Source organism: Mesorhizobium sp. WSM4837, assembly GCF_055811435.1.
Genome location: NZ_JBVVQE010000016.1, coordinates 57,773 through 79,900, shown reverse-complemented (window position 1 = coordinate 79,900; position 22,128 = coordinate 57,773). Strand labels below are relative to the sequence as shown.

Below are 22,128 nucleotides of genomic sequence, written 5' to 3'. Positions count from 1 at the left end.
TTCGATATATCTGCTGCGATCAGTCCGGTCGATAAAACGGCGGCAGCACCTCGGCGAGATTCGAAAGCCGCAGCAATGGATCGAACGCGCAGACCCGAGCCATCATTTGCTGCGCTTCCGATAGGCGCCCCGCAAGGGCATGACCCGCCGCCACTACACGCATCGCGCTCACGTGGTTCGGCTGGTGCCGCAGCGACTTTCCCGCCCAAGCGACAGCGTCATCGTAGTGGCCGGCACAAAAATGGGCGAGCCCGGTGTTGAACTGCCAAGCGAACAGGCGTGGACCAATGGGCTTAAGACGCATGGCAAGCGCGGCGTGCTCGACGGCCTTGCCTGGCTCGCCCAAGCAAGCCCGCACCCAGCTGCTGACGCCCAAAGCGGCGGCCAAGTTCGGGTTGAGAGCGAGCGCGCGATCGATGCAAGCGGCACTGTCATCAAGGTCGCCGCCTACGTAGCCGAGGACGTATCCACCGTAGGAAAGCGCAATCGCATCGTCCCTTCCGAGTTCGACCGCTCTCCTGGCCAGTCGAGTAGCCTCGGCAATCTCTTCCGCACGGTCGACCATCCAGCGGTTGCTTTTTCCGGTAGCGTAGCACCGCGCCGCCCGCGCATGGGCTATCGCGAACTCCGGATCACGGTCGATCGCCTTCATAAAGAGGCGCAAGGCATCGTCAATGGCCGATCCACTAGTGATCGTCCGGTCAAAGGCCGTTTCATTTCAAGAGGCGAGTCGCCTAGTTGCAGAGACGCTTGCAGTTCTCTTCGGCTGCACCTCGCGACGGGGTCAAATCGTGGCCTCCCCTCCCGCCAGCAACCGGGACGACGCCCGTACCACGTACCGCGTCCTTGATACACCGGATTGATCCGCTAGTTAACCTCCGTGGGCGCCTTAGTCGCGAGTTTTGCATGGCGGCGGCGGTTGCGCCGTCCTGACTGCATGCCGCGGAAAGACGGTTCGACCGACGCACTTTATGGAGGTGGTCGTGCGTCAATCCCCTGAATCCAGCTGGGCATGTTTCGTATTCGTTTGCTCGATCGCGGTAGCTTGCGCAGGAGCTACCGCCGGCGGCGAGCGCGGCGGAGGCAAAAGCGGTGGCAACCATGGTGGCGGAGGCAATAGCGCTGCCAGCCAGGGTGGCGGAGGCAATAGCGCTGCCAGCCATCACGGTGAAGGCCGCAAAGACGGCGCGCACAAAGGACCCAGCGGCTCCAGCAGCAGGTCACCGGTGGATGACGATGGGACCAGCACCACTGCAACGGCGGCAGTTGCGGCAACCACGGCCGCCACTGCCGTCAGTGTCGCCCGGTCCGCAAGTGGACGGTCGCTCGACCTTCCGTCCAGCCTTCAGCCTCCTGGTGACGTCGACAGTCCAGCAACGGTCAGTCCAATCAAGGCGCTGCCGGGCGTCCCGGATGAAGTCGTTCGCGCCTGCCATGACGCAATCGAGTCAGCCGCCGCCCCGTTTGGCGCGACCAGTGTGCGCGTCAGCAGCGCAGGTTCCATGCGTCGGTTGACCCCGGATACGATCTCAGCTCCCGTCGAGGTCAGCATCGACTATGGACGGCAAGGCAACGTGGAGACGCGGCAGGCGCCGATCAAATGCGAATTGAATGCTACAGGCAGTGTGATCGGGCTGACATAGCGTATCGCGCAGAACTACTCGCCGACGAGAGCAGAATGAATTCGAATGGGGTGATTCGATTCATCCTAGTCTACTCTCGCAATACACACGTGTCGCAATGATCTCAAAGAGCTTGGGCCTTCAACAGGAGGACCGCGCAGTCGTTTTGGAAATCACTCCAATGTCGCCTGTCTTGGCCTGAGGGGATAGGGAAGTGAGAGAGAACGCACCCCCGCAATCCGCGCCGGGTCGCGAGCCTTGCTGCGTGCAGTCTTCTGGCTGACAGCCTTCACGCCGCCGGCAGCGGCGGCTGCGCGGCCAGCGCGCCGCTTCAGCGGCGGCTCAATCTTGGCGCTGCGACGCTCAGCCCTGAGCCTGTCATTGTCCGCGCGCGCGGCGGCCAGGTCGCGGGAAAGAGAAACAGTGACGTCACGTTGCTTGTCCAAAGCCTCCTTCAGCTTGGCGACCTGTAGCAAAAGTGCTCGGGCGGCGTCGCGCTCGAGGCGAGCTTTATCGAGGTCCTCATGGGTCGAGACTGCCGCAGCGCGTTCTCGTGCCAGAGCATGCGCCGTCTCGGTTGCAGTCTGCTCCACTCGTTCTCTCGCTGCGACTGCTCTGGCTCGTTCCTGTTCAGCCGCGTCGCGCTCGATGCGAGTTTTTTTCAGCTCCTCCCCCGTCGAGACTGCTGCAGCGCGTTCTGTTGCCAGAGCCTGCGATGTCTCGGTTGCAGTCTGCTCGGCACGCTTTCTCGCTGAGACTGCCCTGGCTCGTTCCTGTTCAGCCGCGTCGCGCTCGAGGCGAGCTTTTTTCAGCTCCTCACGCGTCGACGCTGCTGCCGCCTGTTGTCGCGCCAGCGCCCGCTCCGTCTCGGCTGCCGTCTGCTCCACTCGTTCTCTCGCTGTGACGGCACCGGTCAATTCCTGCTCAGCCGCGTCCGCGCGCTCCATGAGCGCAGCATTGGACAGTTTCACTTTGGAGAGCTCGCCACGAAGTTCGTCTGACTTTCGGCGTTCGTCATCGAGCATTCCGCTCGCTTGCGCCAGCGAAGCCTTGGCCTTGGCGCGATCCTCGGCGGCCTCGGTCTCAAGCCGCTCAATTTGCGCCTGCGCTCGCGATAGATCGCGCGCCACCCATCCGGCTCGCTGACGCTCCAGGTGAGCAGCGGGCATCTCCGTAAAGACATAGTTGGTGGCCTCGCTCAGCATCGTGCGGGCATCTCCCGCAAGGCGCCGCAATGCGTCAGCTGTAAGGGCTGCCGCGAGCTCGTTGCGCAATTGCTCCTGGCGTACGTTGGCGGCGGCTGCCATGCTTGTCCTCAGCGCGTCGATCTCCTTGCGCGATTCGAGCAGCGCTCGCTGCAGAGCGGCGCTCCTGGCGCGCTCACCTTCCGCCGCCCGGCGCTCCTGGCCGTCCAATTCCTTCGCTGCGGCTGCCTGAGCACCAGCTGCTCCGACTTGCGCCCGGGCAGCCGTGAGATCCGGGCTGAGCAATTCGACACTCGTGCGCTCGTCTCCCTGGGCTGGCCTACGCACATCCAATGCAGCACTCGCCGGAAGCTCGAAGGATCGCGAAAGCTCCGGATTGACGTTGCCCTGGACCAGCGAAATGGCGGGGGCGCTTTCGACCCAGTTTTGTCTCGTCATCGCATAGGTAAGCGGCACGGCCAGACAGATTGCTGCGACGCCAAAGCGGGGCACAAGACCGATCGGCCTGCGAATGCGAGGAGGTGAGGCCGTCGCTGTGGTGGGGTCGGGATTCTCCGCGAGGGCGAGTTGTGTTGGCATACGGCTCAGAGCCGTCAATGCTGGACTAGTTAAGGCGGCAAGATTTGCCGCCACCTGCCTATGAACATAGCCAGCGATTTCCCTGATCGATGTCGCAAGTCGGCCGGATTGCGCTATGTTCGTCGCGGAAGCGACAGCGTTGGTCCGGGTGACAGACGAGCTCTCGCAAGCTTCGGAGATCACGTCGAAATACTCGATTCGCACCCCGAACCGAAGGCAATTGGCATCCTGACGCCGAATATCCAGGTCTGCCGCGTCTGAGGGCACGGCAACCTGAGAAGAAGAAGCAGGCTCGGTTGCAAGGTTGACCGGGATTTCCCAATCCCAAGACACCTCCTCCTCGGGGAGGTCAGATCCGCGTTCGCTCACATCTGATTTGAGGCGACGCCGTTGCACCCCGATAAGGATACGCCTTAGCACAAGATAGAGGCCCATCGAGGCAAATGCTGCTATCCCACCCAGGACGGCGAGATCTGCGCTGTTTGCGTAAATTTCGGCAAGATGATTTCGCATTGCCGTGCCTGTGCGGTTTTGGGTGTAATCTTAAGATCGTGAAGCGTTGTTGGCCCCTCGCCTTGGTGCTGGCTAAAGCCTTTGGTCGCGTTCGAAGCTGTCACTTGCTTCGAGGTCCCTCCAGTGCTCGAATTGTTGTTGCATGGCGGAGCGGCGGTCGCGCGTTGATAGGCGTGCCGGCGCAGATGACTTTTGTTTGAAACGAAACTTGACAGGCCGTGGCCGCCGATTGTCGGCCGCCAAGGGCGCACAGGCTCTGAAAAGCCGACTTGCACCTCTGCATCTCAACGTCCCCAGAGTTCTCCCACGGTAGCGCACCATCCCACCATTTCCGGCTCTGGACGGTCCGGCTAAGCTTTAAGCTAGGTCACAGGCCTCCACGGTCAACCGTCACCTTATAGTTAGCATCCATCGGCAGTACGTCGGCCATCTGGTGCCGAAGCCGTTTGCCTCGCTTCACGCTGACACCGCGTTAATCGGGCAGGCCCGCCTTGCGAAGTCCTTCGATATATCTGCTGCGATCGTCCGGTCGACAAAACGGCGGCAGCACCTCAGCGAGATTCGAAAGCCGCAACGTAGGGTCGAGTTCGCGCAGGCGGGCCATCATCTTCTCGGCTTCCGAAAGCCGACCGGCCAAGACGTAACTTGCCGTCGCCACACGCGTCGCACTCGCGTAGTTTGGTTGCGAGCGCAAAGACCTTTTCGCCCACTCAGCAGCATCGTTGTAGCGCCCGGCACAAAAGTGAGCGAGTGCGGTGCAAAATTCCCAAACAAAAAAGCGAGGATCGAACGGACTGAGGCGCATTGCCTGCGCGGCGCGCTCGACGGCTTTCTCCGGCTCACCTAAGCACGCTTGAACCCAGGCGCTGTAACCCCACGCCGCAGCCAAGTTCGGGTTCAGGCCAAGCGCGCGTTCGACGCACGCCGCGCTTTCCTCCACATCGCCGCCTACATAGCCGAGCACGTATCCGCCGTACGAAAGGGCAATTGCATCGTCCCATCCAAGTTCGATCGCTCTCTTTGCCAGTCGGGTCGCCTCGGCAGTCTCTTCTAGGCGATCGATCATCCAGCGGTTGCTCTTTCGCGCCGCATAGCAGCGCGCCGCCCGGGCATAGGCGGCAGCGAACACCGGGTCACAGCCGATCGCCTTCATGAAGAACCGCAGAGCGTCATCCATGGTTTCCTTGGTGTTGACCGCTCGGTCGTGGGACGCCAACCCGCGCAGATAATAGTCGTAGGCGTCGAGGTCCTCAGTCGGCTTGCGCTTGGCGCGCTCAATTTCGGCCTCCTCGACCTTTGGGGTGATCGCGCCGACGATGCTCGAGGCGATCTGGTCCTGAAAATCGAAAACCTCGGCTAGAGTACCTTCAAAACGGTCAGCCCACAGGTGGAGGCCGCTCGAAGCGTCGAGGAGTTGTCCGGTGATGCGCAGGCGCTCACCCGCTTTCCGCACACTTCCCTCGACCACATAGCGCACGCCCAGTTCACGCCCGACCTGCTTTATGTCTATCGACCGTCCCTTGTAGGTAAAACTCGAATTCCGTGCTACTACGAACAGGGCACGAAAGTGAGCCAGGGCGGTGACGATGTCCTCCACCATTCCGTCGGCGAAATATTCCTGCTCGATATCACCGCTTAGATTCTGAAACGGCAGCACCGCAATTGACGGCTGGTCGCCGTGTCTCGTTAGGACTGCCAGCACCTGTGCCGGCGCCGCGACGCCAGAGCTTGGCCCCGGCTGCTGATCCCCAGGTCGTTCCCGGGACTGCAGAGAAGCCGCCAGCGAGCTTGTCTGCGCCTCCGGCTCAGCATCCAGCTGCTTTTTCAGGGCAGTCCGACAAAGTTCGAACTGGCGCAAGGCGGCGTTTTCGTGGCCGCGATGCGCGTGGATCCGGATCAGCGCCCGATGGGCGGCCTCCGCGGTAGGATCTGAGGCGAGCAATCTCTCGGCGAGCCCTTCGCAGGCCGTCTCTTCCGCTGAGCCGGGTATCGGCAGCGCGAGGCTCAGCCGATCGACCAACTGCAGGGCCTTGCGCTGATACCTGTCCAGATAGGGTCCAAACCACTCATCCAGTTCCTCAGGAATGGCTTCCCCCGCAAGCACCCCACCGCGGTAGAGGTCGGCGGCGACGGCGAGATCGGCCGCCCCGCCCTGCTCCAGTTTCCGGTCGAAGATCGAAATGTCCGCGTCATCCGGACCGGCAATCAGCGCGATGGCTTCCTGATCCCCATCGATGTAGAGGGTGGCATCCTTGCTGGTCGGGAACGAGCGCCGGATGTCGACCAGCGCTTGCCGCAAACTATTGCGGGCCTGGCCATTGCTTCGTCCCGGCCAAAAGGCCTCGGAAAGCTGCTCGCGACGATGGCCGCGGTGGCCCGCCAGCACCAGGGCAGCAAAAAGAAGCGAAGTCTTGCGCGTGGCGAAACGGACGGGCCGGCGCTCCGGCGAAGTAACCTCGAGGCCGCCCAGCAACCTGATGCGCACAGATGGTCTCCAGACTTTGACCGCCGCGGCGGAATACATTTCGGAGGATAGTTTTAACACCGATTTAACGGCAGCTCGTCGGGCTTTTCGGTTTTTTTCACGCACAGCCGAACGGCCCGAAAACACCCGCGTGGCACGCTCTCATCCGCAAATCTCGAATGGGAGACTAAAAATGGCTGACACGCAAACTCGCGCCGCCCGCACCTCGAAAAGACATCTGTTTGGACCTGGCCTGAAAAGCGCAGCAATTATGATTGCCACCTTCAGGGGGTGGCGGCGCACCGTCGCAAGACGCAGGGCACTGGCCGACTTGACGGCCGATCAGCTGAACGACATCGGTCATCCGGAGGCCCATCGACCCGCACTCGACATCAAGGCAGGTCTGATCACGAACTTGATGTCGATGCGATAAGTTCGGCGTACGGCTGCGCAAAGCTATCGACCTGCTCTCCAATCGCAACCCGCCCATGGCGCTTTCAGGCAGCGGCGGATGGGGGCAATATGGCGGCCAATTCAACCTCCGGATCGCTGCGATGTTGGAAATCCCGGAAGATCGATGCGAGCGCCACCGCCTGTTCAAGGCCATCGACGACGCGTTCAAGGCGGGCGACTTCGAGGCCCTCGGTGTGGCTCTCGGCGGCTCACCCGGCTGGTTCGACGAGCAGATGCCCTTTGAACTCGGCCTTGGGCATCCACTGGAGTATGCGATCTATTGGAGCCCCGCCGCTTTCATCTCGATCTTACTGGATGCGGACTCGGACCCGAACTATCACCACCACGGCGGTTTTCCGGCAATCATTGCGGCACTCTCCGCCGACCGGGCTGACAGACTGGAAATAGTCCGAACCCGACGGTGGGGGCGCAGACCTGAACATGCGGGGCGTAAACGACTGGACGCCGCTTCACTATGCGGTCGCCATTCGTAGCGTCGATGCCATCCGCCTACTGTTGGCGGCGGGCGCCGACCCATCCATCGAAACCCGCATCGACGACTATACGACGGCCCTCGAGGACGCCGACAATGCCGGCTTTGAAGCTGACGCTTCGTTGCTGCGCGATGCAATGACCAGGCGCGGCTCCAATGGAGGGTGAGTTGGGGGACAATGCCGGTGAAACCATAGCCGAAGATTTGACCAAGGCTGGCCTCAGGTCTTCGTCAGCCCCGCCTTGAAGCGCTTGCCGTTGGCGACGTAGTGCGCGGCCGAAGCGCGCAGGCTTGCCACCGCGGCATCGTCCAGTGTTCGCACCAAACGGGCGGGCGAGCCGATGATCAGCGAATTGTCGGGAAATCCCTTGCCTTCGGTGACCAGGGCGCCGGCGCCGACCAGCGAGTTCCTGCCGATCTTCGCGCCGTTCAGCACGATGGCGCCCATGCCGATCAGGCTGTTGTCGCCGATCGTGCAGCCATGCAGCAAGGCGCGATGGCCAATCGTGCAGCCTTGCCCGATGGTCAGGGGAAAACCGACATCGGTATGCATGACCGTGTGTTCCTGCACATTGGTATCGGCGCCGATGATGATCGGCTCGTCGTCGCCGCGGATGACGACGCCGAACCAAAAGCCCGCGTTGCGGCCGATCTGTATGTCGCCGATCAGGGTAGCGTCGGGCGCGATCCAGTTGCTGTCGGCGTCCTCGAAACCGGGGGCTTTTCCGTCGATCGCATAGAGCGGCATTTTCTCCTCCGAATCGTCTCAGGCTGAAAGATCGGTCGACCCTAGGTGAGTGCCTGCCTGGGATGCAATGTCGATCAGCACGACGCCCAACGCCAAAGATCCTCGCCGTACAACCGCAAGAGATCAGCGCCGTCAGGCAACACTAAAAGCAACGAGTGTGTGTCCAACCGGACCCATCTTCACCTTCCATTTACCATGAAACCGCACAGTCGTGTTTCGACAGGCGTGCCGCAAGAGCCGTGCCACGCGATAATCGGGGATCGCGATGAAGCAGGCAGCCACCGCCAACGGTCGCAACTCACCGTCGTTGATTCCAAGCTGATGAAGCGGGTGTTCTACGTGTTCGCTGCGCTGGCAGTGCTTTCGATGACGATCAGCCTTGGCGGCAAATGGTTGGGCCGCTCGATCGCCATGGCCGGATATACCGACGACACGACAGTCCACGAGGTGGTGATCGGCAACAACGTCATCGCCGTGCCGGCCAATGTCATCCGCTTCGACCAGGCGCGGCGCGACGGCATCGCCTCGCGCCTCGACCTCTATCTGCGTTATCCCGAAATGGACGGCTACAGCGAGGCGGCCCGCGACGATTTCAACCACACTGGATCAGCCAAGAGCATCATCTTTCTGTCGTTCGAACGACAGGTCATGTCGCGTGACATGAGCGGCCGCTTCGCGCCGATCTACAGCGCCCTGATTGTCGAACCCGGCACGCCCGGTCCGGGCGGCACGACGCTTTACGGCTTCAATGAAAAATCGGGCTATTTCAACGAGGTGCTGGTGGTCGGCAATCGCCGGGGCAAGGACCCGTTCGTGGCCCGCTGCCTGAGCGGCCCAAGTGCTGCGCAATCGCTGGCGCCCTGCGAACGCGACATTCTGGTCGGCGACAATCTCAGCCTCACCTACCGCTTTCCCATGGAATTTCTGGGCGACTGGCAGGCGCTCGACGCAGCCATCGCCGCCAAGGCTGCGCGTATGCTGAAGGCCGGGCATTAGGATGATGATGAAGCGAACCGTGCGAGAATCTGCTCAGTGACTTTTGATCGCGCAGCAGCGCAGAAATTTGCGCGACGTCGGCGGGACAGCACCCCCAGCACCCCCCTCTGCCCTACCGGGCATCTCCCCCTCAAGGGGGAGATTGGCTATTCGTTCTTCTTTCGCCAATCGCCAACGTTGAAGAAGAGGGTGCGGCGAGCAAGCTGGCTCAAGGTCGGCCGGCACCGATCGCCTCCCGGCTCAGGCGAGGTCGATGTCGAGGATCGCCATCGAGAAATTATAGTCGCCGTCGTCCTCGTCCTTGAAGACGATGCCGAGGAATTCGTCGCCGACATAGACCTCGGCCGAATCATCCTTGCGCGGCCGCGCCTTCACTTCAAGCTTGGGGTTCTGGAAGACGCGCTTGAAATAGGCGTCCAGCTTTCTGATTTCGTCCGGCTTCAAAAGTCTTCTCCGATCGTCGGTCTTGCTCGTTTGAGCGCGCTTCTGGCACGTCGACAATGGCGATGTAAAGGCAAGCCGGCGAGAGAGACAGGGCAATCGCTTGAGGTTTGCGCTGCCCCTCATTGCCCTGCCGGGCATTTCTCCCCGTATAGTGACGGGAGAAAGACGCCTTTGCAAAGGGCCCCTGCCCGAGCGCTCAAATATCGAAGCTGACGACGTGGTCCATCGACTGCGACGGCAAAAGCTGGTCCATCTGCCGCGAGGGCCGGTCGCAGCCCGTCTCGCCGACGACGCGGGCCGGCACGCCGGCAACCGTCTTGTTATGCGGCACCGGCGACAGCACCACCGAGCCTGCCGCGATCTTGGAGCAATGGCCGACTTCGATGTTGCCGAGGATCTTGGCGCCGGCGCCGATCAGCACGCCGTAGCGGATTTTTGGATGGCGGTCGCCGCCGGCTTTGCCGGTGCCGCCCAGCGTCACGCCGTGCAGGATCGACACGTCGTCCTCGATCACCGCCGTCTGGCCGACGACGAGGCCGGTGGCGTGGTCGAGGAAGATGCCCTTGCCGATGCGGGCGGCCGGGTTGATGTCAGTCTGGAACACCGAGGACGACCGGCTCTGCAGGTAGAGCGCGAAATCCTGGCGGCCCTGGTTCCACAGCCAATGCGCCAGCCGGTGCGTCTGGATGGCATGAAAACCCTTGAAATAGAGCACCGGCATGATGAAGCGGTCGCAGGCCGGATCGCGGTCGTAGTAGGCCTGAATGTCGACACGCACCGTCGACGCCCAATCCTTGTCGTCGGCTGCCATCGCCTTGAATGTCTGGCGGATGAGATCGGAACCGATATCCTGATGGGCGAGCCGCTCGGCCAGCCGATGGATGACCGCTTCCTCCAGGCTTTCCTGGTTGAGGATGGTCGAATAGAGGAACGCCGCCAGCAGCGGATCGCGGTTGACCGCCTCCATCGCTTCGTCGCGGATCGAGCGCCAGATCGGGTCGATCGGCTTCACCATGGTCGGGCGGGCAATCGTAACGCTGTTCATCAATGGTCTCCGGCCTAATGTCTCCGGCTTGGCACCAAAACCGCTGCGCACTTTTGCGCGACATGCTCTATAAGCCAGATCATAGCACGGTTGAACTCAATTTTCCTTAGTGCTTTGTCAAATGGATTTGGTTCACGGAAATTCAAGCGGCGATGGAAGACCAAGCCTTGATCGACGAGCCGCTGAAGCGCGAGCTTTCCGCGCTCTATGAGGCGGAGGGTCGTCACTATCACAACCTCGGCCATATCGAGGCGATGCTGGCGCTGGCCGGCCACTGTCGGGCATCGTTGCACGATCCCAAGGCGGTCGAAGCGGCGATCTGGTTCCACGACGCCATCTATAACAGCCGGGGCAAGGACAACGAGGCGAGGAGTGCCGTCCTTGCCGAGAAAAAGCTCGCCGGCCGCACCGATGCGCAGCGCCTTGGCCGCATCACGACGATGATATCAGCCACCGCCACTCATGAGTTACCGCAGTTTGACGACGAAAATGCCGCCCGCGACGCAGCGCTGTTCCTCGACATGGACCTGGCGATCCTGGGGGCGCCGCCTGATGCGTTCGACGCCTATGAACAGGCGGTTCGCCGCGAATATGGCTGGGTGGAAGAGCCGATGTGGCGTGCCGGCCGCAGTGCTGTCCTGAAGGGCTTCCTCGCCCGCCCGCACATCTTCCACACCGAGGAGTTCAGGCAGCGGTTCGAGGCTCAGGCTCGGCAAAACATGGCGCGTTCGCTCGAAGCGCTCGGGGCGTGAGCGCTGCTGCTGCACCTTTGATGCCGGCGCGAAGGATCGCTACGGATCGGCTTTATCCTGAGCCGCTGCATCCTTCAGGCCTTGGGTCACCCCAACTCAACCACCGATGTACTCACAGCGGATTATCGGCATAAAACTCCAGCACCCGCTGCTTGAAGGACTTGTCGCCGACGGCCAGCATGTGGTCGCGGCCCTCGATATGGAAAGCCCTGGCGTTCGGCATCAAGGCGGCCAGTTCGTCGGGCGAACCGCCGATATCGTCCTTGGTGCCGACGGCAATCAACGTCGGCTGGGCAATGCGCGCAATGTCGGCCTCGGCCAGCAATTCCCGCGAGGTGGCAATGCAGGCGGCCAGCGCCCGGCGGTCGCTGCGGGTCTGGTCGGCGAAGGCGCGAAACGAGCGGCCGCGTGGATGGCTGGTGCTATCTGGATCGTCGGCCAGAAGGGCGGCGGCGATCGGATCCCAGTCGCCGACGCCGTCGACCATGCCGACGCCGAGACCGCCGAAGACCAGCGTCGCCACCTTATCCGGGTCGGAAAGCGCCAGGAACGCGGAAATCCGCGCGCCCATCGAATAGCCCATGACATGGGCGCGTTCGATGCCGAGATGGTTCAGCAACGCTGCCCCGTCGGACGCCATCCTTGCCGGCGTATAATCGGCGTCCTGATAGCTCTTCGACGAGGCGCCGTGGCCGCGATTGTCGGAGGCGATGGCGCGGTAGCCGGCATCGTTCAGCGCCTTGAACCAGCCGGGCGACACCCAGTTGACGTAATGGGTCGAGGCAAAGCCATGGATCATGAGCACCGGATCGCCCTGCCCCGATGCCGGCTGGCGGTCGAGGAAGGCAAGGTCAAAACCGTCATGGGCGAAAAACTGCATCTGCGATGGATCCTGCGCGTTCAGTTGTGCGCAGTGCCGATTGCCGGGTGACGCAACAGGTCGCCGTCCTCGATGCTGCTCCTGGCGGCCGTGCCCGCCTTGAGCTCGAGCACGAAGCGAACCGGCTCGCCGGGCGAGATCATCGCCTCGGATTGCGGCTCGCCTTGCTTGATCGCCCGGATTCTGCCGTCCTGACCGACAAAGATCAGGTCGAGCGGCATCGGCGTGTTCTTCATCCAGAAGCTGACATCCCGAGCCTCCTCGAACACGAACAGCATGCCATGATCGTCGGCCATCTCCTCGCGAAACATCAGGCCAGCCTCGCGCTCGGCCGAGGTGTCGGCGATTTCGACGGAGAAAGAGCGTTCGCCGCCTTTCGTCACCGCGACCAGCGGCTGCGGGTCGACGGCAAGGATCATCGCCCGGCTGTCTGCCGAAGCCGGTCGCTGCGAATGGAAGAAAGCGCCTGTGGCGATGACAAAGGCGATCGCGGCGCAGACTATGCCCGTTGTCAGCCAGTTCCTGTAAGTCATTCAGACTCCTCGGCCATCGTCCTAGGTATGTTGATATTCAAGTGGTTCCAGCCTGTATATAGTTCCCTGCGCTTGCGACCCACCAATTGTTGATCTCAGCGCTGCCCCTCATCGCCCTGCCGGGCACTTCTCCCCGTATAGTGACGGGGAGAAGGGGCTGGCCGCAACGATGGCATACATTTCTACAACGGCCGGAAATTGGCGAAATCATTGATGACAGCGCCCCTCTCCCCGTCACTATACGGGGAGAGGATGCCGGCAGGCAGGTGAGGGGCAGCGCAAACGTTCGAAAAGATCTGAGTAAGGCCTGAATATCAACGCACCTAATGCGAGACGGGCAAGGTCCCCATATCCGGGTGAATTTCGGCAGCCATAAGGCCTTTGTCGCCGCGCCCGAAGCGGACCAGCACGACCTGCCCCGGCCTGAGTTCGGTAATACCGTAACGGCGCAGCGTCTCCATGTGGACGAAAATGTCCTCGGTGCCCTCGCCCCGGGTCAGGAAACCAAACCCCTTGGTGCGGTTGAACCATTTCACCAGCGCCCGTTCGAGGCCGCTTTCCGGCGTCACCGAGACGTGGGTGCGCTGCTCCTGCATCTCCGCCGGATGGGTCGCCGTGGTGAGATCCATGGAGAGCACGCGGAATGCCTGCAATCCGCGCTCACCTTGCTTGACCAGGCAGACGACGCGCGCACCTTCCAAGGCGGTCTGGAAACCGTCTTTTCGAAGACATGTCACATGGAGGAGAATATCGCCGGAAGAGCCGTCATCGGGAAGAATGAAACCGTAACCCTTGGCCACGTCGAACCATTTGATAGCGCCCGCAATCTCGACAAGACCGGCCGTGTCGCCGCTCTCGTCTCTTTGCAAGGCGTCGTGACCGGTTCCGTCCCGCCCCATGAAAGAGGCTTTTTCCCCCATAACAACGCCCCCCTTTTTCCAAGAATACCGCAACTGATTCTTGACGTTAGATTAACACTTCCGTTTCCGGTGTGTGCAAGACCTGAGCTGCGTTTTTTCACGGTTCATTGCGGGAATACCGGATTTGTTGTTTGCCGGCAGGAGCAGCTATCGGGAATTGCCCTTTGGCCGGGTGGCCCCTATGTTCCGCCGCAAAGCAACATTTCGAGGAAAATCACATGCGCTACCTCCACACCATGGTCCGTGTCGCCGACGTCGATGCCTCGCTCGATTTCTACTGCAACAAGCTTGGCCTCAAGGAAGTGCGCCGCCACGAAAACGAACAGGGGCGCTACACGCTGATCTTCCTCGCAGCTGACGAAGACGAGCAAAGCGGCATCACCGACAAGGCGCCGCTGATCGAGCTCACCTACAATTGGGATCCGGAAGACTACAAGGACGGCCGCAATTTCGGCCACCTCGCCTACGAGGTCGACGACATCTACGCCACCTGCCAGCAGCTGATGGACAAGGGCGTCACCATCAACCGGCCGCCGCGCGACGGCAACATGGCTTTCGTCAAATCGCCGGACGGCATCTCGATCGAGCTTTTGCAGAAAGGCCCGGCCAAGGCCAAGGCCGAGCCCTGGGCGTCGATGCCCAATACCGGAAGCTGGTAACGGGCCGCATTGGGGAAGAATTCATTCATGCCGACCAGCCATGCCGATGTCGTCACTGAACATGCGAGCCGCTATCTGCAGCAGCTCTGCAAACACTGGGCGCACAAGTTTCCCGTCGCGTTCGATCCGAACCACGGCACCATCGATCTCTCACTGGGCCGCACGGTTCTCGATGCCGACCCGGCAGCGCTGCATATCGCGGTAACCGCTGACGAAGCCGGCTCGCTGGAGCGGCTGGAGACGGTCGTCGCCGACCACATCAAACGCTTCGCTTTCCGCGAACAGCTGACCTTCGATTGGAAAAAGGCTTCGGCAGCGTAGGCGACTACGCTCCGCCATTCCGGCCGGCCATCTCTAGCAGCATCAGCACCGTGCGCCAGTTGCGCGCGGTGGCGGGCACTTTCAGCGTGCGCGGGATGAGGTTGGCAAATACCGATTTGCCGAGGCCTTCTGGTGCGAGCAGGTAAAGCACGTCGCCCCTGACCTCGAACCGTTCGGGACCGGTGCATTTTTCGGCCAGCCGCGCGACCTCGTCGGCGGTCGGCGGGCGCTCCAGCACATAGGCGTGAAGCTTCGTCGGCTCGCCGGCAATTTCCGGATAGGGATTTTCTGCCACCAGCCGCTCGAACCAGCCGAGATCGCGCACCATGATGCGCGAGTGAAATCCCCATTTCTTCTCGAAGGCCGTTTCCATCTGTTTGGCCAGCGTGGCCGCGTCGCCCTTTGCCGAACGGAACACGACATTGCCGCTCTGCACATAGCTGGCGACGTCGCCAAAGCCGAGCTCCTCGAAGAACGACCGCAACTCCGCCATCTTGACGATGCGGTTGCCGCCGACATTGATGCCGGAAAACAACGCAACGAAAATCTTCGCCCGGGCACTCATATTCGGGCGCTCATATGATGAACCCGGCCAGCGTCTCGTTGTCGGTGATGTCCTGATACTGGACGCCCTCGGCCTCGAAATTGGCGTTGAGCAGCTCGAAATTGCGGCGGTCCTTGGTTTCGATGCCGATCAGCACCGAGCCGAAATTGCGCGCCGATTTCTTCAGATATTCGAAGCGGGCAATGTCGTCGTCGGGACCGAGCAATTCGAGGAAGTCGCGCAGCGCGCCCGGCCGCTGCGGAAAGCGGATGATGAAGTACTTCTTCAGCCCCTCGAAGCGCAGCGCCCTTTCCTTCACGTCCGGCAGCCGCTCAAAATCGAAATTGCCGCCCGAAACCACCGCGACGATGGTCTTGCCCCTGATTTCCTTCTTCGAAAAATCCTTCAGCGCGTCGATCGCCAGTGCGCCGGCCGGCTCCAGCACCACGCCTTCGACGTTCAGCATCTCGATCATCGTCGCGCAGAGCCGGTTTTCTGGGATCAGCCGCACCGCTTCGGTGGCAAACGCCCTGAGATGCCGCAACGGCTCGCGGCCGATCTCGGCCACCGCGGCGCCATCGACGAAATTGTCGACCCTGGCAAGCTTGATGCGCTTGCCGGTGGCGAGGCTCTCGCTCAGGCTTGGCGCGCCGGCCGGCTCGCAGAAGACGAAGCGCGTGTCGCGGCGCTGGTCGGCGAAATAATGCGTCACACCCGCTGCCAGACCGCCGCCGCCGACCGGCAGCATGATGATGTCGGGCATGCGCGCGCCCGGCATCTGGCCTGATATCTCGTAGGCGACCGTCGCCTGCCCCTCGATGATGTCCTTGTGGTCGAACGGCGGCACCATGTGCGCGCCGGCGCTTTCCGTGAATTCGGAGGCGGCGCGGTAGCAGTCGTCGAAAAAGTCGCCGACCAGCCTGATCTCGACGAATTCGCCGCCGAACAGCCGCGTCTTGTCGATCTTCTGCTGCGGTGTCGTCACCGGCATGAACACCACGCCTCGCTTGCCGAAATGACGGCAGACGAAGGCAAAGCCCTGGGCATGGTTGCCGGCGGAAGCGCAGACGAACAGCTCGGCATCGTTGCCGGCGTCGAGCGCCTTGCGGAAGAAATTGAAGGCGCCCCTGATCTTGTAGGAGCGCACCGGCGACAGGTCCTCGCGCTTCAGCAGCACGCGCGCGCCGGTCTTCTTCGACAGATAGTCGTTTTCCTGCAGCGGTGTTTCCGGGAAGATCTGGCGGATCGCGGCAGCGGCGACCGCGACGCGGGAAGAGAAACTGGTCATCGAAAAAATTACCCCGGATCGTCTGTGGTGTCCGCGAAGCTAGCACACGCCGTACGTGTTTGATCAGGGCAATCGTTTTGGCTTTCGCGCAACAGTGCGATGACTGTCGCAAGCCGCTGAGCGCATTTCGGCAGGAAACGACTTACTTCTGCCGCACTTCGGCTGTCCGGGAGGGGTCGCGGAGGTTGGATCAAGCCTTTCGGCCGGAGTGGAATTCTAGAGTTGAAGAAGATTTGTATCCTTGTCCTTGCCTTGCTCGTTGCCGGCTGTGGCGGCCGGCAGACCGAGGAACTGCTCGGCAGCGCCATGGTGTCGGCGCCGGTGACCGATATCGCCGGCAACCACAGCATCTTCATCGCCACGACGCGCAAGCGCTCCGACGATCCCAGCAAGGTTTTCGACCGCGAGCGCTCGGCCACGCTGAACTATGCCCGCGTCAACGTCACCGTGCCGGGGACCCACGAAGCCGGTCAGATCGAGCGGCGCTCACGCGGCAAGTCGAACGACCCTGCCAAATATTTCATGGCCTCCGACGTCGTCGGCTACGACACCGCACCGAAATTCTCCAACGCGCTCAGTGCCGACATCGCCGCGCGCGGCGGCCGCGTCATGCTTTTCGTCCATGGCTACAACACCGGCTTCGACGCCGCCGTCTACCGCGTCACCCAGATCGCCCATGATTCCGGCTACCCGGGCACGCCGGTGCTGTTTTCCTGGGCATCGGGCGCCAAGACCCGGGACTATGTCTATGACAGGGAAAGCGCCAGTGCTGCCCGCGACCAGTTGGAAGTCACGCTGAGAATGCTCTCGCAGACCGGCGCGCGGCGCATCGACATCGTCGCCCATTCGCTGGGGACCTGGGTTACTATGGAAGCGCTGCGCCAGCTCGCCATCAATGGCGACCGCGATCTCAGCGGCAAGCTCGGCGACGTCGTGCTGGCCTCGCCCGACATCGATGTCGACGTGTTCAAGAGCCAGATGCGCCGCTACGGGAAGCCGAACAAGCCATTCATCCTTCTACTGTCCGACGACGACCGTGCGCTGCGGCTCTCCGGCCTGATCGCCGGCTCGCGGCCGCGCGTCGGCGATTACAAGGACGCGGCCGACCTCGCCGACTATGGCGTGAGCGTCGTCGATCTCTCCAGCGTCAAGGGATCGGATCGCTTCAACCACACCAAATTTGCCGACAACCCCGAGCTGGTGAAGATGATCGGCCAGCGGCTGCGCGAGGATGACGGATTTGCCAGCGACCGCGAGGTGACCGACCGCATCAGTCTGCTCGGGCAGTGAGGTGCGTTCGAAGACTTGTCTCGTCGTAGCGTTGGCGCTCGCGGTAACCGGCTGCGCCGGCCGCAAGACCCACGACCTTCTCAACACGACGACCGTGACGGTGCCTGCCTCCGACATCGCCGCCACGCATGAGATCTTCGTCGCCACCACCCGAAAAAAGGCGACGAAGGACCCGCGGCAGGTGTTCGACGGTGACCGTTCACCGACCACCAGTTTTGCCAGTGTCGAAGTCACCGTCCCGAAAACCCATCAGGTCGGCGCCGTCGAGCGGGTCAGGGGCTCCGCCAACAGCAACCCGGCGAAGGACTTCACGGCAACCGAGGTCGAATTCTACGAAGGCGCCCCGCAATTCGCCAAGGCGGTCGGCGCCGACATCGCCATGCGCGGCGACCGCGCCCTGGTTTTCGTGCATGGCTTCAACAACGGTTTCGACGACGGCATCTACCGGCTGACGCAGATCGCGCACGACACCAAATACTCCGGCACGCCGGTGCTGTTCTCATGGGCGTCGAGCGGCAAGACCACGGGCTATATCTACGACAAGGAAAGCGCCAACGCGGCGCGCGACGATCTCGAAGAGACGTTGCGGATGCTGGCCAAGACCAAGGCCAAGAGCATCGACATCATCGCCCATTCGATGGGCACCTGGGTGACGATGGAGGCGCTGCGCCAGCTTGCCATCACCGGCGACCGTGATCTCGGCGACAAGCTCGGCTATGTCATCCTGGCCTCGCCCGACATCGATGTCGATGTATTCAAGAAGCAGACGATCCGTTACGGCAAGCCCGACAAGCCTTTCGCCATCCTGCTTTCGGGCGACGATCGCGCCCTGAGGCTGTCCTCCCTGATCTCCGGCGACAAGCCGCGCGTCGGCGACTATGGCGACGCGGCCGACCTCGCCAGCTATGGCGTGTCGGTGGTCGACTTGAGCAAGACCAAAGGCGGCGACCGCCTGAACCACGCCAAATTCGCCGACAACCCATTCCTGGTGCAGCTACTCGGCGACCGGCTGCGCGCGCCGGCCGGCCTGGCATCGGACGAGGTCGATCCGGCGCAGCCGATCAACAATCTCGGCCAGGGCATCGGCAAGGCCGTCGGCTCCGTCGCCGAGATCGTCATCACCACGCCGTTCAAGGTGCTGACCATCGCCACCGGCAGATGAGGAGCGGGCACGCCCTTGGTCGTTGTCAGACGAACAGTTCGACTTTCTGGAACGTCGTCACGTCGATCAGGCCGACATCGGAAATCCTCAGTTCCGGGATGACGACCAGCGCCAGCAGCGAGTGCTGCATGTAGGCGTTGTTCAGCGAACAGCCCATCTGGCGCATTGCCTCGGTCAGCTTGTCGGCCTTGGCGGCGACGATTTCGGCGCGCTCGTCCGACATCAGGCCGGCGATCGGCATTTCGACCAGCGCCAGTTCCTTGCCCCTGGAGAACAGCACGACGCCACCGCCGACCTCGCCCAGCCGGTTGACCGCCAATGCCATGTCCTGCTTGCTGGTGCCGACGACGATGATGTGGTGCGCATCATGCGCCACGCTGGAGGCCATGGCGCAGTCGCTCATATAGCCGAAGCCGGAGACGAAGGCGTTGGTGACGCCTCCCGTGCCGCGGTGGCGCTCGACCAGCGCGATCTGGCAGACGTCGTTGCGACGGTCCATGGCGACCAGCCCGTCCTCCACCGGAAGATCGGCCTCGAGCGCCCGCGTCGGCGCCTGGTTCTCGATCACGCCGATGACCCGCACCCGAATTTCGTTGGCGCCGACAGGCGCCACGATGTCGAAATCCCCCGGTTTGAGCTTCTTGCCGAGCTTGACGGTGTTCTTTGCCGTCTTCGGATAGTCATATGCCGGAATGTCGATGTCGAGCTTACCGCCCTTGGCCAGCCTGACGCCGCGGCCATAGACTTCGTCGATGGTCATTGCGGCCAGATCGGAGACGATCAGCAGATCGGCGAGCCGCCCCGGCGCGATCGAACCCAGCTCGCGCTCCAGCCTGAAATGCTGGGCGGTGTTGAGCGTCGCCATCTGGATCGCGGTCACCGGCTTCACCCCTTGGCTGATGGCGTGGCGGACCACCCGGTCCATATGGCCTTCATGGACGAGCGTCCCGGAATGGCTGTCGTCGGTGCACAGGATGAAGTTGCGCGGATCGAGCCCGCTCTCCGTCACCGCCTTGATCTGCGAGGCAACGTCGTACCATGCCGAGCCCAGCCTCAGCATTGCCTTCATGCCCTGGCGGACGCGGGCGATGGCGTCCTCGGCGCGCGTGCCTTCGTGGTCGTCCTCGGGGCCGCCGGCGACGTAGCCGTGGAACGGCAGGCCGAGATCGCGCGAGGCATAATGGCCGCCGACGGTCTTGCCCGCCCTCACCGTCGCGGCGATCTCGCCGGCCATCACCGGATCGTTGGCAGCGACACCGGGAAAGTTCATCACCTCGCCAAGTCCGACGATGTTTTCCCAGCCCATCGCCTCGGTCACATCGGCAACCGTCAGCTCGGCGCCGGCATGCTCCAGCCCAGGTGCCGAAGGCACGCAGGACGGCATCTGCACAAGCACGTTGATCGGCATGACGACGGCCTCGTCATGCATCAGCCGCACACCCGGCAGGCCGAGCACATTGGCGATCTCGTGCGGGTCGATGAACATCGAGGTGGTGCCATGCGGGATGACCGCGCGGCAAAACTCCGTCACCGTCACCATGCCACTCTCGACATGCATGTGAGCGTCGCAAAGGCCCGGCACCAGATAGCGCCCGCCGGCGTCGACCACCTTGGTGCCCTGGCCGATGGCATGGCCGGCATTCGGCCCGCAATAGGCGAAACGGCCGCCGGCAATGGCAATGTCGGTGCCGGCGATGATCTCGCCGGAATGAACGTTGACCCAGCGCCCGTTGCGGATGACGAGATCGGCGGGCCTCCTGCCCATGGCGACGTCGACCAGATGCGTCGCCGCCTCGGCCCAGGGTTTTGGTTTCGTCGCACGCGCGGTCTTCGCCATGAGGAGACTCCTGTTTTCCCGACTGTGCCAAGCCGCGCGGATTTTGACCAGCGGGGAACTTGTGGGTCGTGTGCGGCTACGCGGTCTTCACCTGTCGTTGCCGGAGGCGCCGTCGGCGGCGCTGCGAGGCGCCGTCCACGACAAAATGCCTCAACCGGAAGGCGGGTCCGTTTGCGGCAAATCAGGTTGTTCGGGAGTTTCGATCAGGAAATCGGGCGCTCAAGTATCGCCCCGTTGTTCCCTGTCGCGGCAGTTGAGAAGCTCGACCAGATCGTCGGCCTCTTCGATCGGCATGTCGATCAACGGGACGCCGACCTCGACAACCGGCAGTCCCGTGAACACATCGATGATGTCCCATGTGCCTTCAGGTGTCTTCTCAATGTCATAGCGTTGAGTCATGGGGTGGAGAAAATAGCGGGTACAGGAGAAATCAGCGCGTTTACTCGGTTATCGCTCGTTTGAGCTCCGGGAATGCCTAAACGGTTCCCGCCCGGCCTGATCAAGCGCCTCAAACAATGGGACAAAGGTGCTGGGCAGTCGTGGGTCGACGGCAAGATTCAGCACGCCGTGCAAGTGCCGGCGATAAGTCTTCGGAACGCAGCAATCGCCGTACCGCGTTGGCAACAGACTTCCCTTGTCCTGCGTCAAACTCTGCCATGTCAGGGGTTCCAGTAGCTTTAGCCCGAAACTCAGCCGCTCCGAAATGGTTCCGGGATGATTTTGATCAAGTTTGAATCAGTGGATGGCCCGTCGCTGCTGACCGGCCTGCAGCCGCCAATTCTCCAACGTCTGCGATTGGCCGAAAGCCGCCGCGCCTTCGTCATCCTAGCGACGCGGCGCAGACCCTGGGATCATTCCGTGACATCCGCCGAAGAATGCAACGGCTCAGAATAAACGCGCTCCGTAGCGATCCTTCGCGCCCCCCTCTGTCCTGCCGGACATCTCCCCCACGAGGGGGGAGATCGGCCTTCATCACTGATTTCGCCAACACCAACCTGGCAAAAAAGGACGCTGTCCGTGAAGCTGCCGATCTCCCCCCCAAGTGGGGGAGATGTCCGGCAGGACAGAGGGGGGCGCCTCGCTCCGCCATCAAAAGGTTCTGCACCGCAGCAGCGCACCAAGTTTGCCCGTGCCAATCCTGCTGAGAAACCTTCGTGACACAGTGACACGGCTGTGCCAAACAGGGCCAACTGTGCCAGCGAGCGTGGAGAAACTGGTAAACTCAGCAGACTTAAAATCTGCCGCCACTACAATGGCTTACGGGTTCGATCCCCGTCGCTCGCACCACCTCACCTCGGACTTGAAATCCCTCGATCTCTGATCGTACGGGTTCGATTCCCGTCGTCCGCACCAGCAACCGACGCCACAGCGCTGGTGCAT

At 62.3% G+C, this 22,128-nt stretch carries 21 protein-coding genes, 1 tRNA gene and 1 pseudogene; 10 read left to right on the top strand and 13 right to left on the bottom strand.

The window, feature by feature from the left end; genetic code table 11:
* Positions 1–19 precede the first annotated feature (19 nt).
* The 3 genes from AC0L3D_RS11995 to AC0L3D_RS11985 all read right to left on the bottom strand — a co-directional run bounded on the left by AC0L3D_RS11995 (position 20) and on the right by AC0L3D_RS11985 (position 6,404).
* On the bottom strand, positions 20–652 hold the full coding sequence (locus AC0L3D_RS11995) for a hypothetical protein (protein WP_473644450.1): 633 nt from the start codon (positions 650–652) through the stop codon (positions 20–22).
* A 1,143-nt stretch (positions 653–1,795) separates the two neighbouring features.
* Positions 1,796–3,319 (bottom strand): hypothetical protein, encoded by a 1,524-nt coding sequence (locus AC0L3D_RS11990; protein ID WP_473644448.1) that lies wholly within the window; start codon positions 3,317–3,319, stop codon positions 1,796–1,798.
* A gap of 1,072 nt (positions 3,320–4,391) precedes the next feature.
* The gene (locus AC0L3D_RS11985) at positions 4,392–6,404 is read right to left on the bottom strand and encodes a BTAD domain-containing putative transcriptional regulator (protein WP_128168514.1); all 2,013 of its coding nucleotides are present in this window, start codon (positions 6,402–6,404) and stop codon (positions 4,392–4,394) included.
* A 172-nt stretch (positions 6,405–6,576) separates the two neighbouring features.
* Between AC0L3D_RS11985 and AC0L3D_RS11980 the strand changes: the two genes are divergently transcribed.
* Genes AC0L3D_RS11980 through AC0L3D_RS11970 form a run of 3 tightly spaced genes read left to right on the top strand, consistent with a single transcriptional unit; the run spans position 6,577 to position 7,496 of the window.
* The gene (locus AC0L3D_RS11980) at positions 6,577–6,816 is read left to right on the top strand and encodes a DUF1127 domain-containing protein (protein ID WP_473644446.1); all 240 of its coding nucleotides are present in this window, start codon (positions 6,577–6,579) and stop codon (positions 6,814–6,816) included.
* Positions 6,817–6,871: 55 nt separating this feature from the next.
* The gene (locus AC0L3D_RS11975; protein WP_473629350.1) at positions 6,872–7,330 is read left to right on the top strand and encodes a hypothetical protein; all 459 of its coding nucleotides are present in this window, start codon (positions 6,872–6,874) and stop codon (positions 7,328–7,330) included.
* The gene (locus AC0L3D_RS11970) at positions 7,278–7,496 is read left to right on the top strand and encodes a hypothetical protein (RefSeq protein ID WP_473629349.1); all 219 of its coding nucleotides are present in this window, start codon (positions 7,278–7,280) and stop codon (positions 7,494–7,496) included. Before AC0L3D_RS11975 ends, AC0L3D_RS11970 begins: the two co-directional genes overlap by 53 nt.
* A 53-nt stretch (positions 7,497–7,549) precedes the next feature.
* Here the strand turns inward: AC0L3D_RS11970 and AC0L3D_RS11965 are convergent, their stop codons facing one another.
* Positions 7,550–8,077, bottom strand: coding sequence for a gamma carbonic anhydrase family protein (locus AC0L3D_RS11965; RefSeq protein WP_128168512.1), 528 nt, complete (start codon positions 8,075–8,077; stop codon positions 7,550–7,552).
* A gap of 265 nt (positions 8,078–8,342) precedes the next feature.
* Between AC0L3D_RS11965 and AC0L3D_RS11960 the strand changes: the two are divergent.
* Positions 8,343–9,073, top strand: a pseudogene (locus AC0L3D_RS11960) (hypothetical protein).
* A 240-nt stretch (positions 9,074–9,313) separates the two neighbouring features.
* Here the strand turns inward: AC0L3D_RS11960 and AC0L3D_RS11955 are convergent.
* Both AC0L3D_RS11955 and cysE read right to left on the bottom strand, forming a co-directional pair.
* Positions 9,314–9,517 carry a DUF3126 family protein gene (locus AC0L3D_RS11955; RefSeq protein WP_013531334.1) on the bottom strand — a complete coding sequence of 68 codons (204 nt, stop codon included), beginning with the start codon at positions 9,515–9,517 and terminating at the stop codon, positions 9,314–9,316.
* A 196-nt stretch (positions 9,518–9,713) separates the two neighbouring features.
* Complete coding sequence (cysE, locus tag AC0L3D_RS11950) at positions 9,714–10,562, bottom strand: serine O-acetyltransferase (protein WP_023798183.1); 849 nt, start codon at positions 10,560–10,562, stop codon at positions 9,714–9,716.
* A gap of 152 nt (positions 10,563–10,714) precedes the next feature.
* On the opposite strand from cysE, the gene AC0L3D_RS11945 reads away from it, so the two are divergent.
* The gene (locus tag AC0L3D_RS11945) at positions 10,715–11,314 is read left to right on the top strand and encodes an HD domain-containing protein (protein ID WP_473644444.1); all 600 of its coding nucleotides are present in this window, start codon (positions 10,715–10,717) and stop codon (positions 11,312–11,314) included.
* Positions 11,315–11,426: 112 nt separating this feature from the next.
* Here AC0L3D_RS11945 and AC0L3D_RS11940 read toward each other — a convergent pair whose 3' ends face one another.
* The 3 genes from AC0L3D_RS11940 to AC0L3D_RS11930 form a co-directional block, all read right to left on the bottom strand.
* On the bottom strand, positions 11,427–12,194 hold the full coding sequence (locus AC0L3D_RS11940; RefSeq protein ID WP_473629348.1) for an alpha/beta fold hydrolase: 768 nt from the start codon (positions 12,192–12,194) through the stop codon (positions 11,427–11,429).
* Between the two features lie 20 nt (positions 12,195–12,214).
* Positions 12,215–12,727, bottom strand: a complete 513-nt coding sequence (locus AC0L3D_RS11935; RefSeq protein ID WP_128168508.1) for a DUF192 domain-containing protein — start codon at positions 12,725–12,727, stop codon at positions 12,215–12,217.
* 323 nt (positions 12,728–13,050) lie between these two features.
* Positions 13,051–13,626 (bottom strand): cold-shock protein, encoded by a 576-nt coding sequence (locus tag AC0L3D_RS11930; RefSeq protein WP_329608822.1) that lies wholly within the window; start codon positions 13,624–13,626, stop codon positions 13,051–13,053.
* Between the two features lie 239 nt (positions 13,627–13,865).
* Between AC0L3D_RS11930 and gloA the strand changes: the two genes are divergently transcribed.
* Both gloA and AC0L3D_RS11920 read left to right on the top strand, forming a co-directional pair.
* Entirely contained in the window at positions 13,866–14,306 is a 441-nt protein-coding gene (gene gloA, locus AC0L3D_RS11925; RefSeq protein ID WP_473644442.1) for a lactoylglutathione lyase, read from the top strand.
* A gap of 27 nt (positions 14,307–14,333) precedes the next feature.
* Positions 14,334–14,627 (top strand): DUF2218 domain-containing protein, encoded by a 294-nt coding sequence (locus tag AC0L3D_RS11920; protein WP_128168506.1) that lies wholly within the window; start codon positions 14,334–14,336, stop codon positions 14,625–14,627.
* Positions 14,628–14,631: 4 nt separating this feature from the next.
* Here the strand turns inward: AC0L3D_RS11920 and AC0L3D_RS11915 are convergent, their stop codons facing one another.
* On the bottom strand, positions 14,632–15,192 hold the full coding sequence (locus AC0L3D_RS11915; protein ID WP_128168505.1) for a DUF1697 domain-containing protein: 561 nt from the start codon (positions 15,190–15,192) through the stop codon (positions 14,632–14,634).
* 10 nt (positions 15,193–15,202) lie between these two features.
* Complete coding sequence (gene ilvA / locus AC0L3D_RS11910) at positions 15,203–16,459, bottom strand: threonine ammonia-lyase IlvA (protein WP_128168504.1); 1,257 nt, start codon at positions 16,457–16,459, stop codon at positions 15,203–15,205.
* A 222-nt stretch (positions 16,460–16,681) separates the two neighbouring features.
* Here ilvA and AC0L3D_RS11905 point away from each other — a divergent pair, with 222 nt between their 5' ends.
* Together AC0L3D_RS11905 and AC0L3D_RS11900 are read left to right on the top strand one after the other, a co-directional pair.
* Entirely contained in the window at positions 16,682–17,749 is a 1,068-nt protein-coding gene (locus AC0L3D_RS11905) for an alpha/beta hydrolase (RefSeq protein WP_023798191.1), read from the top strand.
* Position 17,750: 1 nt separating this feature from the next.
* Positions 17,751–18,911, top strand: a complete 1,161-nt coding sequence (locus tag AC0L3D_RS11900) for an alpha/beta hydrolase (protein ID WP_473644440.1) — start codon at positions 17,751–17,753, stop codon at positions 18,909–18,911.
* Between the two features lie 25 nt (positions 18,912–18,936).
* Here AC0L3D_RS11900 and ade read toward each other — a convergent pair whose 3' ends face one another.
* Together ade and AC0L3D_RS11890 are read right to left on the bottom strand one after the other, a co-directional pair.
* Positions 18,937–20,748, bottom strand: a complete 1,812-nt coding sequence (ade, locus tag AC0L3D_RS11895) for an adenine deaminase (protein ID WP_128168502.1) — start codon at positions 20,746–20,748, stop codon at positions 18,937–18,939.
* Positions 20,749–20,967: 219 nt separating this feature from the next.
* Complete coding sequence (locus AC0L3D_RS11890; RefSeq protein WP_027156055.1) at positions 20,968–21,147, bottom strand: hypothetical protein; 180 nt, start codon at positions 21,145–21,147, stop codon at positions 20,968–20,970.
* A gap of 799 nt (positions 21,148–21,946) precedes the next feature.
* On the opposite strand from AC0L3D_RS11890, the gene AC0L3D_RS11885 reads away from it, so the two are divergent.
* Positions 21,947–22,035, top strand: a tRNA-Leu gene (locus tag AC0L3D_RS11885).
* Positions 22,036–22,128: the final 93 nt, after the last annotated feature.